The 9,201-nt window shown below is 68.6% G+C and carries 20 protein-coding genes; 13 read left to right on the forward strand and 7 right to left on the reverse strand.

Annotated elements, in window-relative coordinates; translation table 11 throughout:
• The first annotated feature begins 44 nt into the window (after positions 1-44).
• The gene (locus AAF430_13150; GenBank protein MEM7411176.1) at positions 45-344 is read left to right on the forward strand and encodes a flagellar basal body rod protein; all 300 of its coding nucleotides are present in this window, start codon (positions 45-47) and stop codon (positions 342-344) included.
• Between the two features lie 69 nt (positions 345-413).
• Here the strand turns inward: AAF430_13150 and AAF430_13155 are convergent, their stop codons facing one another.
• Positions 414-857 (reverse strand): hypothetical protein, encoded by a 444-nt coding sequence (locus tag AAF430_13155; GenBank protein MEM7411177.1) that lies wholly within the window; start codon positions 855-857, stop codon positions 414-416.
• A gap of 173 nt (positions 858-1,030) precedes the next feature.
• On the opposite strand from AAF430_13155, the gene AAF430_13160 reads away from it, so the two are divergent.
• Together AAF430_13160 and AAF430_13165 are read left to right on the forward strand one after the other, a co-directional pair.
• The gene (locus AAF430_13160) at positions 1,031-1,624 is read left to right on the forward strand and encodes a hypothetical protein (GenBank protein ID MEM7411178.1); all 594 of its coding nucleotides are present in this window, start codon (positions 1,031-1,033) and stop codon (positions 1,622-1,624) included.
• Between the two features lie 20 nt (positions 1,625-1,644).
• Positions 1,645-2,055 carry a hypothetical protein gene (locus tag AAF430_13165; GenBank protein MEM7411179.1) on the forward strand — a complete coding sequence of 137 codons (411 nt, stop codon included), beginning with the start codon at positions 1,645-1,647 and terminating at the stop codon, positions 2,053-2,055.
• Here the strand turns inward: AAF430_13165 and AAF430_13170 are convergent.
• On the reverse strand, positions 2,052-2,453 hold the full coding sequence (locus tag AAF430_13170) for a DUF2087 domain-containing protein (protein ID MEM7411180.1): 402 nt from the start codon (positions 2,451-2,453) through the stop codon (positions 2,052-2,054). The genes AAF430_13165 and AAF430_13170 overlap by 4 nt on opposite strands.
• Positions 2,454-2,570: 117 nt before the next feature.
• Here AAF430_13170 and AAF430_13175 point away from each other — a divergent pair, with 117 nt between their 5' ends.
• Positions 2,571-2,903 (forward strand): DUF3307 domain-containing protein, encoded by a 333-nt coding sequence (locus tag AAF430_13175; GenBank protein ID MEM7411181.1) that lies wholly within the window; start codon positions 2,571-2,573, stop codon positions 2,901-2,903.
• Between the two features lie 82 nt (positions 2,904-2,985).
• Positions 2,986-3,282: a DUF1330 domain-containing protein gene (locus AAF430_13180; protein ID MEM7411182.1), complete on the forward strand. Its 297-nt coding sequence runs from the start codon at positions 2,986-2,988 to the stop codon at positions 3,280-3,282.
• Between the two features lie 23 nt (positions 3,283-3,305).
• On the opposite strand, the gene AAF430_13185 is transcribed toward AAF430_13180, so the two are convergent.
• Together AAF430_13185 and AAF430_13190 are read right to left on the reverse strand one after the other, a co-directional pair.
• A complete protein-coding gene (locus AAF430_13185) occupies positions 3,306-3,680 on the reverse strand; it encodes an acyl-CoA thioesterase (protein ID MEM7411183.1) in 375 nt (124 codons plus the stop codon).
• 12 nt (positions 3,681-3,692) lie between these two features.
• Positions 3,693-4,058, reverse strand: a complete 366-nt coding sequence (locus tag AAF430_13190; protein ID MEM7411184.1) for a DUF1801 domain-containing protein — start codon at positions 4,056-4,058, stop codon at positions 3,693-3,695.
• A gap of 241 nt (positions 4,059-4,299) precedes the next feature.
• On the opposite strand from AAF430_13190, the gene AAF430_13195 reads away from it, so the two are divergent.
• Positions 4,300-4,593, forward strand: coding sequence for a hypothetical protein (locus AAF430_13195; GenBank protein ID MEM7411185.1), 294 nt, complete (start codon positions 4,300-4,302; stop codon positions 4,591-4,593).
• Positions 4,594-4,602: 9 nt separating this feature from the next.
• Here the strand turns inward: AAF430_13195 and AAF430_13200 are convergent, their stop codons facing one another.
• The gene (locus AAF430_13200) at positions 4,603-4,785 is read right to left on the reverse strand and encodes a hypothetical protein (protein ID MEM7411186.1); all 183 of its coding nucleotides are present in this window, start codon (positions 4,783-4,785) and stop codon (positions 4,603-4,605) included.
• Positions 4,786-4,962: 177 nt separating this feature from the next.
• Here AAF430_13200 and AAF430_13205 point away from each other — a divergent pair, with 177 nt between their 5' ends.
• Positions 4,963-5,511: a SelL-related redox protein gene (locus tag AAF430_13205; GenBank protein ID MEM7411187.1), complete on the forward strand. Its 549-nt coding sequence runs from the start codon at positions 4,963-4,965 to the stop codon at positions 5,509-5,511.
• Here the strand turns inward: AAF430_13205 and AAF430_13210 are convergent.
• A complete protein-coding gene (locus AAF430_13210; GenBank protein MEM7411188.1) occupies positions 5,508-6,044 on the reverse strand; it encodes a carboxymuconolactone decarboxylase family protein in 537 nt (178 codons plus the stop codon). The two genes, AAF430_13205 and AAF430_13210, sit on opposite strands and share 4 nt — an antisense overlap.
• Positions 6,041-6,424, reverse strand: a complete 384-nt coding sequence (locus AAF430_13215; GenBank protein ID MEM7411189.1) for an MmcQ/YjbR family DNA-binding protein — start codon at positions 6,422-6,424, stop codon at positions 6,041-6,043. The genes AAF430_13210 and AAF430_13215 overlap by 4 nt, the downstream gene beginning before the upstream one ends.
• A 60-nt stretch (positions 6,425-6,484) precedes the next feature.
• Here AAF430_13215 and AAF430_13220 point away from each other — a divergent pair, with 60 nt between their 5' ends.
• From AAF430_13220 to AAF430_13245, 6 genes are read left to right on the forward strand one after another with little or no spacing between them, the layout of a single operon-like run.
• Positions 6,485-6,877, forward strand: coding sequence for a hypothetical protein (locus tag AAF430_13220; GenBank protein MEM7411190.1), 393 nt, complete (start codon positions 6,485-6,487; stop codon positions 6,875-6,877).
• A gap of 44 nt (positions 6,878-6,921) precedes the next feature.
• Positions 6,922-7,338 carry a group II truncated hemoglobin gene (locus AAF430_13225; GenBank protein MEM7411191.1) on the forward strand — a complete coding sequence of 139 codons (417 nt, stop codon included), beginning with the start codon at positions 6,922-6,924 and terminating at the stop codon, positions 7,336-7,338.
• Between the two features lie 43 nt (positions 7,339-7,381).
• Positions 7,382-7,942 (forward strand): CAP domain-containing protein, encoded by a 561-nt coding sequence (locus AAF430_13230; protein MEM7411192.1) that lies wholly within the window; start codon positions 7,382-7,384, stop codon positions 7,940-7,942.
• An 11-nt stretch (positions 7,943-7,953) separates the two neighbouring features.
• Positions 7,954-8,349 (forward strand): GFA family protein, encoded by a 396-nt coding sequence (locus AAF430_13235; protein ID MEM7411193.1) that lies wholly within the window; start codon positions 7,954-7,956, stop codon positions 8,347-8,349.
• Complete coding sequence (locus AAF430_13240; protein ID MEM7411194.1) at positions 8,346-8,792, forward strand: hypothetical protein; 447 nt, start codon at positions 8,346-8,348, stop codon at positions 8,790-8,792. The genes AAF430_13235 and AAF430_13240 overlap by 4 nt, the downstream gene beginning before the upstream one ends.
• Positions 8,793-8,823: 31 nt before the next feature.
• Positions 8,824-9,192 carry a VOC family protein gene (locus AAF430_13245; protein MEM7411195.1) on the forward strand — a complete coding sequence of 123 codons (369 nt, stop codon included), beginning with the start codon at positions 8,824-8,826 and terminating at the stop codon, positions 9,190-9,192.
• Positions 9,193-9,201: the final 9 nt, after the last annotated feature.

Raw genomic sequence — 9,201 nt, forward strand, 5'->3', positions numbered from 1 at the left:
CCGGTGGGCTCAAACGAACTCGAGCGCGGGTCGATTCGAACCTCATGGATGCCCTCTCCATCGCCACTTCAGGAATTCAGAGCGCGCAGCGCCGGCTCGCTGGTTCTGCGCACAACGTCGCGAACCTCACGACGCCGGGCTTTCGTCCCCTGCGCACGCTCCAGAGCAGCCAGGCGGGCGGAGGCTCCACGGCGATCCTGCGCCAGACCGACGAGCCCGAGCCGGTCCAGCTGAGTCACGAAGCGCTGGAACAGACGCGGGCGCGCATGCAGGCCCAGGCCATGCTGGGCGTGGTCCACGTCGTCGATTCGACGCGCGGCTGTCTGATCGACATCCTCGCCTAGCGACGCAGCCATGGCGCTGCGAACGAGGCGTGCATCCGCTGCCGGTTCGCGGCGCGATCGGTCGCGCGCTCAGTCGAGATAGATCGCGAGGTACTTCTGCCCGACGTCGGGAGTGGGATCGCTCCCCCAGAAGACCGCTTCGCGCTGGAAAATCTGCTCCCGGGCGATGCCGCTCGCGGGCAGCTCGATCGCGATGGAGGCCGTCAGCGTCTTCCCCTCGTACTCCTCGAGGCCCGTGAACCACACGTTCGGGGCGCCCGAGGCGTAGACGTCGTCGACCAGCGCTTGCACGTCCTGGGAGTCTCCTCCCCAGATCGCGTTCCCTTCCTGCTGGAGCCAGTGCCGGGCGTCGGCCACGGTACCGCCGGCCAGATCCTCGGCGACCCAGGCGTCGGCCTCTTCGGCCCAGGCGGTCTCGTCGACCGGGAACATCTCGTCCTCGACCGCCCACCAGACGCGCTTGGCGACCGCGAAGCAGAGGGAAAGCACGACCACGATGAGGATCTTCTGCACGACCGACTCCTGGATTGGGGTGACGCATTACTGGATCGGTGGTCGGCTCCATTGGCTTGAGCTGCAGAGGAATCTGCGGTCCGTGCAGCGATGGAAGTGCAGGTTCACGCACAAGCAGCACGCAACGCACCAGCAGCTCGGCGGCAAGCCGAGCGCCTGATAGGCTCGAGACGATGAACCGGCGAACGCGAAGAAGCCCGCGCCGCCCCCAGCGCGCGCTTCGCAGCCTGTCGTGTGTGATGGCGCTCTGGGGATGCCAGAGCGCGGGTCCGCCGGCCGTGGAGCCGGCGCCGGAGCCACCGCCCGACATCTGGCGGGCCTATCGGGCGCTGGAGGGTCCGAAGGCCCTTGCCGCCGCCTTCGACGGCGTGCGCAACGCCTACGGGCTCCATCATTCGGCGGCCAGTCATGCCATCGCGCGCGAGGAGGCCCTGCGCGCGTGCGAGCGCTATCGCGCCCAGTACGCGGTCCGAGCGCCCTGCTCGCTGCGCGCGGTCGACGATGCGGTGATCTGGACGCTGGCCGACGCACTCGATGAGTTCGAGAGCTATCCGGGTCACAAGGCCCTGTGGCTAGCCGGACGGCCCGACGCCCACGATTTCGGCATGCAGTTCGGTCGAGGCACGCTGCGAGAGGCCACCGATGCGGCACTGGCCGAGTGTCGCCAACGCGCGCAGCGGTTCGGGTTCGAGCACTCGTGCCGGATCTGCGCGGTCGACGCGGGCGTCCCCTGCACCGAGCTGGAGCCCGGCTGGGGTCCGCGCTGATGCGTGGAGCGAGCGACGCGATGTCGGCCCCGGCGATGACTCCTCGCCCGCGCAGCCGCGCGGAAACCGGGTTGGCGCTGTTCTGTTTCGGAACGGTCGGCTTCCTGGTGCTGCGCGACCTGACGCTCCCCGAGGTGCGCGATACCGAGGTGTGGTTCGGATTCGAGCTGCGGGGGTGGGCTGCCTGGCTGACCGCCCCCCTCCACTGGGGCCTGTTCGCCTTCGGCGGCTGGGCGTTCTGGCGGGCGCGCACCTGGATCTGGACCTGGGCACCGCTCTACGCGTTCGGAATCGCGGTCAGCCACCTGGTCTGGAACCTCACGAGCCGGAACGGCGGCGGCTGGAGCGATGGAGTTGCACAGCTGATCCTCTTCTCCCTACCCGCCGCAGCCCTCCTCCGGCTGCGCCCAGACGAGACGGTTCGCTCCTAGCGCGGTCGCCGCGACGGCTTCCGCCGCACGGAATCGAGATAGGCGGCCACGGTCGCACGTACGTCGATGTCCTCGACTTCGAGGTCGAATGCGACCGCGCCGGGCGGGAACCCCACCCGGTACCAGCGGCCGTCCGCCGTGCGCTCGAGCAGCCCGTAGTCGACCAGCCAGCGCCGAACCGTCACATGGTCCGTTTCGACCGCGGGAGCCACATCGCGGTTCCAGCGCTGGATGTGCTCGTTGATCTCGCCTTCCGAGTACTCGAGGGCGCTGTCGAGCGTCAGCAGAAAGCTCTTCATCAGGATGTGGCGATCGCGGCGCTTGCGTGGGAAGCCCCGCGGGCCCCGATCCGCCCCCACCAGGCACAACCGCTCGATGAACTCCTCGACGCTGATCATGGGGCCTCATCCTACCGATTGGCTGGGCTAGCGTGTTTTGCGCCGCTGGAGAGTGAACTAGTTCACACAGTCGTAAGCGTTTCGCGTCGTAGTCTCCGGGGACCTGTGGAGACCCCCTTGTCGCTCTTCTTCCTCCTGTTGGCCGCCCACGCCCTCTGCGATTTCGCCCTTCAAGGCGAGGTCATGGGGCGCGGCAAGAGTCGCCGCAAGGCGCTGGAGCAGCCGCCGCGGCCGGACGACGATTTCCCGCCCTGGTACTACTGGCTGGCGGCGCACGGGCTGATCCACGGCGGCGCTGTGGCGCTGCTGACGGGCTCGCTGTTCCTGGGCGTACTCGAAACGGTCCTCCACACCGCGATCGACCATCTGAAGTGCGAGCGCAAACTCAGCTTCGACCAGGACCAGGCGCTCCACGTCGGTTGCAAGCTGCTCTACGTGTTCCTCGTCTGAAACCCGCGCACAGCGTGATAGGCTACGCGGCCCGCACCCGCGTCCGTGCTGGGCACAGCGCGAGACAGCCCGAGGAGAACCCATGCCCGCCTACCTGATCGTGAACTACAAGCTCGAGAAGCCAGAGCTCTACGGCGAGTACGCCGCCGCCGCCGGTCCGGTGATGAAGATCGGAGACGCCTGCCAGCTGCTGGCCCTCGATCCGAAGACCGACGCCCTCGAAGGCGAGCCCGGCCATCAGACGATCGTGCTGCGCTTCGACTCGAAGGAGCAGGCGCGTGAGCTCTACGAGTCCGGCGACTACCAGGCCATCATCGGGAAGCGACTCGAGGCCACCTCGAATCACTTCGCGGTCCTCGTCGACGGCGTCCCCGGCTAGTCAGCGCGCCCGAGCGCCGAGCCTCACTCGGACTCGATCGCCGTCGGCCGACCATCTTCTCCGACGGCGACCATCACGAACTCACCGGTCGTGCAGAGGCTGCGGTCCGCCGTCAGCAGATCCTCGCGGAACATGTCGATCCGAACCCGGAGCGAGGTCCTTCCGGTGTGGACCACGGTTCCCTCGAGTTCGATCAGCTCACCCTGTTTCACCGGGGCGCGGAACTCGACCTTCTCCGAACAGGCGGTGACCACCGGAAGCCGCGTGTAGCGGGATGCCACGATGAACGCGAGGCGGTCCATCAGGCTCAACGCGTGACCGCCGAAGAGCGTCCCCTGACTGTTCGTGTCTTCGGGGTACACGATCTCCACGAGGCGCTCGCGACCGACCTCACTCATCGTCTCTCCTTCTCACGTCGCCGGATCCGCATCGGCCGTCGAACGTCGATGCTCCAGGGTGTCCTGAAGCAGTCTTCGCAAGGCAGACGGATCGACCTGATCGATCCGTCGGAAGCGCAGGCAGCTCTTTCCGGCGTCGACTTCCGGGAACCGGTCGCGGTGGCGCGCCAGCACCGTCGGCGCCAGATAGAGGCAGACGGTGTGTTTCTGGGCGGCGAGATTCGCGAGACCCGGATAGTCGAGCATGCCGTGGGCGATGCCTTCGTCGATGTCCGGCGCGACCTCGCGAATCGCAGTGCGTACGGCTTCGAAGAGCGTCCGCTGCGGCTCATCGATGTCGGCCCGGTAGGTCTCCGGCGTTCGCGCGTCTCGTTTCATCTCGGAGTTCTCGAGCCCTCGGGATCGACAGGCGGGTACGATAAGACGGCCCGCCGAGGAAGCCCAACGTGAATCGAACCCGAGCGTCGAGCCGGAACGAATGATCTGGATCTTCCGGCTGGATCCGCGGGCGCGCTGAGCCCGGGCAGCACGACCGGGCGGGGCGGCTAGGGTTGAAAGCTGTCTAGCCGCGCCACTGACCGAGGCTCCCAGATCGAGGCTCGGAGATCGAGGCTCCCAGATGCAATTCGACCCGATCGTGACGGCCCACCAGGAGTTGGCCCCTCTGGTGCGTGCGCTGATCGCCGTGCTCGAAGACCAACCGGCTCCACGCGACTTCTTCCAGCGCATCCTCGATGGTATCGAGAACGCGCGCGAAGGCGCCGATCTCGCGGGCCCCTTCATGGAGCTGTCGACGAGTGCCTTCCTCGGGTTCCAGTTCGACGCGGCCGCAACCCTGCTGCTCGACCAGACCCTCGACCGCGCCCAGCAGCTCGCGCAGTCGCTGGCCCAGGACGGCGAGTGGCTCCACTGAGGGCGGCGGCTAGTCACTCGAGCGATGGTGCGTGCGCCAGTGGCACAGCCCCATCATTCCGAGCCCTGCGACCATCAGCCCTGCGTGCAACGGCATGAACTCCCCCGACAAGAGGCACGCCACGAGCGTCGCCGCGAAGATCGGGGCGCCGACCTTCCCGATGAACTCCCACCAGAAACCCGGGTCTTCCATGGCCTGCGATCCTCCTCCTTCGGCCGGCTCCACTCGTGGTACGTTCGACGCGAGGGGCCTGCGCTGGTGGGAGGGTTGCGCACCCGCCGCGATCCATCCCGCGTGGTCACGACCGACCGCGCGGCCGCCGACTCCCTTCGACGCTCCGAACCTCCCTCCCCTGCGAGACCCCGCTCCATGGCTCTGAACCCGAAGGCAATCGACGCTGCGGTGCTGGATCAGACCGTCGCTGGCGTGAATCTGGTCCCCGGGTCGCTCCGCGACCAGCTCTCCGCGTCACCCACGTTGCTGGTCTTCTTGCGCCACTTCGGATGCATCTTCTGTCGCGAGGCGATCGCCGACCTCCGGGCGGCCTCGGAAGAGAATGCCGAGTACCCCTCGGTCCTGTTCTTCGCCCAGGCGCGCCCCACCGAGATCCGCGCCTTCCTGCGCCGCTACTGGCCGGCGGCGCGCGCCATCGCCGACCCCGAACTCCAGCTCTACGAAGCCTTCGGCGTCGGGCGAGCGAGCTTCCTCCAGGCCCTCGGCCCGTCCGTGCTGCGCGCCTCCTCCCGCGCCCGCGCAAAGGGACACGAAGGCGGCCCGCGCTCGGGAGACATCTGGCGCATGCCCGGCGTGATGTGGGCCGAAGAGACCTCGATCCTGTGGAGCTACGAGCCCGAACACGCCGCCGACCACCCGGATTTCGCCGCGATCCCGGAGCTCGTCGCAGAGGAACGCGGCTAGCCCGTCGTCGGGCGTCGCCCCTCCGGCCAACCCGGGACGCCTGCTTCGAGCGTCATGGCGACGGCGTTCGCCAGCATCGAGAGCATCGTGTACTGGCCGACGACCAGGGAGAGCTCCACACACTCGCCCGCGGTCAGCTCGCGTTGCAGGGTCTCCCAGAGCCGAGCGGGGATCTCCTGGTGCGCATGGAGTGCGTCTGCAGCCTCGACGAGCGCTCGGTCACGCGTGCTCCAAGGATAGGCGGCGGGGGCCTGCGTGAGTGCAACGATCGCGGGAGCATCGAGGCCCGCGTCGCGCGCGTAGAGTTCGTGATGCCCCCACTCGTACTCGGAACCGCAGTTCCAGGCGGTACGCAGGGCGAGCAGCTCGCTGTCGCGACGCGGAAGAACGCCCTTCAGGGCGAGTGCGGCCGCGAAGCCCAGGAACGGTTCGACGAGCGCGGGCTGGTGCGCGAGCGTCCCGAGCATGTGAGCCGGACCGCTGCCCTGGGCGTGCTCCGCGGGACGCGGCTCGAGACGCGGGCGGGCGGTCATGCGCCGGACGCCGGGCTCGCGTCGAGCGCCGCGAGTGCACGAGCGGGCGCAACGGATCGGTACGCCTCTTCGAGCAGTTCTTCCGCCCGACCCCAATCGGGCTTGCGATCGATGCGCATCCCGACCCATCCCGACGGGCCCACGTAGGGCGGAACGAAGAAGGTCTCGGGATCCAGAGCGACCAGACTTTCCTGCGCTTCGAGGGTCGACTTGATCCAGAGTGCGCGACGGCCGTCACCGTGGTGGTTGTTCCGGTACGCCACGAAGGTCTTGCGCCCGCCCCAGAAGGTAGGCGCGCCGTGGGAGATCTTCTCGGTCACTTCGGGCCAGCGCCCCACGATCTTGCGCAAGCGCGCCAATCCGGGGTTCGTGGCTGCCATGGGAACAGGGTACCCGAGTCATCGACGGAGAGCCTAGAATCGGAAGCGGAGGAGCACGGGGTGGATCGACGCACGGGACTCGCGAGTATGTTCGCTGGGTTGGTCGCGATGGCGACCCTCGGCTGCGCCGAGCCCCCGCGCGCGTGCTCGAACGGCAGCGCAGTTCCCGTCGCTTCCGCCGACGGAGCCCTGAACGCGTGGATCTTCGTTCGGTCCTGCGAAACCGAGCCGCGCGACTCGGTGCACGTCTCGGTCCTGCCCGAAGCCGACCCTGCGCCGAGCGGACCCGGCAACGCCTTCCAGGTCGAAGGCATCCACAGCGTGTCGGTCGACTGGCGCAGCGAGGGCGAGCTCTGGATCCATCACGCCGCCGGCGCGATCTTCACCTGCGAGAGTCCCGACACCGAAGTGGTCGTGCGGTGTCCGTCGGGCGTCGGCGCGCCGCCTCGGTAGCGTCAGAGCCAGGAGGGCACCCGACCGGGCGCTACGCTTCGGACGTGACGGACCCCGAAGCGTATGGCGAAGCGGATGCGTCCTTCCGCGCGGCCGGCGGCGAAGCGGGAATCCGCCGGCTCGTCGACGCCTTCTACGATCGGATGGAGACGCTCCCGGAAGCGCGGGGGATCCTCCGCATGCATCCGCGGGACCTCACCGAGTCACGTGACAAGCTGGCGCGCTTCCTCTGCGGTTGGCTCGGGGGTCCGCGTCGCTACGCGGAGAAGTACGGCGAGATCCGCATCCCTCCCGCGCACGCACACCTCCGCATTGGACCGGTCGAGCGCGACGCGTGGCTCCGCTGCATGGCGCTCGCCGTGGCGGAACAGGACTACGCCCCGTCCTTCGCCGCCTACTTCCTGCAGCAGATCGCCGTGCCCGCCGAGCGGGTCGTCGAAGCGAGCCGCGATCCGCTATGAGGTCCGTGTGGTAGCGTCGTCGCTCCCGCAGCGGAGGACGTTCATGTCGCGACGAACCACTCGAGTGGGCCTCTGGCTGCTACTCGCCCTTCTTCCGGCAGCGGGTCTCTTGGCCTGCACGACGGGGCCGAGTACGCGCAGCACGAAGCTCCCCGCGCCCGAAGCGGCGCGCAGCTGCCCGGCACCGACGATCACCGCCGATGCGCTGCGCTCCGCCCTGCACGAGCGCACCGCCGCCCATCGGAAAGCGCAGGGCCTGGGCGCCCTCGACTCCCACGAGCGCGTCGACGCCATCGCACAGCAGCACAGCTTCTTGATGGCCGGCCGGGCCGCGATGACCCACGACGGTTCGCAAGAGCGTTTCAAGGCCGTGTCCGCCGTCTTCGGGTGGCCGCATGCGGCCGGCAACTTCGCCGAGAACGTCGCCGAGGTCTGTGGGGACGTCGATGCAGCCGCGAAGCAGGCCTTCGAAGCTTGGCTCGCAAGCTCCGACCATCGCGAGAACATCGAGGGCGACTTCCGGGTGACCGGGATCGGCGTGACCCAGGGAAGATCGGGCTGGATCTACATCGCCCAACTCTTCTACTTGCCGCGCGAGACCTGAGCGGAGGGGCGATGCCGTCGCCGACCGCACCGGAGACCTGGCTCGAGGGCGGGTGTCACTGCGGCGCCGTGCGCTTCCGGGCGCGGGGAGCGCGCCGCGCGCTCCAGTGCAACTGCTCGATCTGCGCGAAGAAGGGCTTCCTCGGCTGGATCGTTCCCGCCGAGGACTTCGATCTCCTGGCGGGCGAACCCGAGCTCGCGACCTACCGGTTCCAGACGAAGCAGGCCCAGCACCGCTTCTGTCGCCATTGCGGCATTCACCCGTTCAGCCGTCCGCGATCCCACCCGGGACACTTCGACGTGAACCTGCGCTGCCTCGACGACGGGTTCGAGGGTTTCGAGATCACTCCCTTCGATGGCCAGCATTGGGAGGAGAACGTCGCGCGCATTGGTGGGGGCGAGGCATGAACGCAGCAGCTCGGGGAGCGGCACTGGTGTGCGTGGCGGTCGCGGTGTCCTGCGCCGCCGTACCCCGCGGCGAACTCGATGGAACGCCGGCCTCGGCCCCGCAGCGCTGGGAGTTCTCGGACCCGGAACAGCCGTGTTGGATCGAAACACGCGCGCCCGAGCCGAGTTCGATTCGCGTCGGCTGCTATGCGATCGACGGCGTCCTGCACATCCACTCCACGCGTTTCGCCGACGGCTGGAGGCTGTTCGGAGAGAGCTGGGTCCAGAAGGCCCGCCGTGCGCCGAGCGTACGCGTCGAGGTCGAAGGGCAGGTGTTCTCGCTGCGCGCCCTCGAGGTCACCGACCCCGAGCGTCGCGAGGAGATCCTCGCCGGGCGGGGCTTCGACCCGGTGCCCGGGGGCATCCGCGTGTTCTCCTTCGAGGAGAGACCGCACGAACGCTAGGTCCGCCGGCGCGCACCGCAGGAGGAGAAGCATGGAGATCGGCTACGCGAACGTCTTCGTTTCGGACCTCGAACGGGCCGTCGGCTTCTATCGCGACGTGCTCGGGCTCCCCCTCGAGTTCGGGGATGGCGCCCACGGTTACGCGTCGTTTCGCGCGGGCGCCTTCCGACTGGGCTTGGCGGTCGCGGACGCGGGCGACGGCCAGTGGATCGGACGGCATACCGGGCTGGGCTTCGTCACGAAGGATCTCGTCGCGGACCACGCGCGGCTGGTCGCCGCGGGGGTCACCTTCGCGTCGCCTCCCGAGCGCCAACCCTGGGGCGGATTCATCGCGCTGCTGCAGGACCCCGACGGCAACGTCTTCTACCTCGACGAGGTGAGCGCCGTTCACGGCGCTTGAATCTCCGGC

The sequence above is a fragment of the Myxococcota bacterium genome, from assembly GCA_039030075.1.
In the GTDB taxonomy this organism is placed as follows: Bacteria; Myxococcota_A; UBA9160; order UBA9160; family SMWR01; genus JAHEJV01.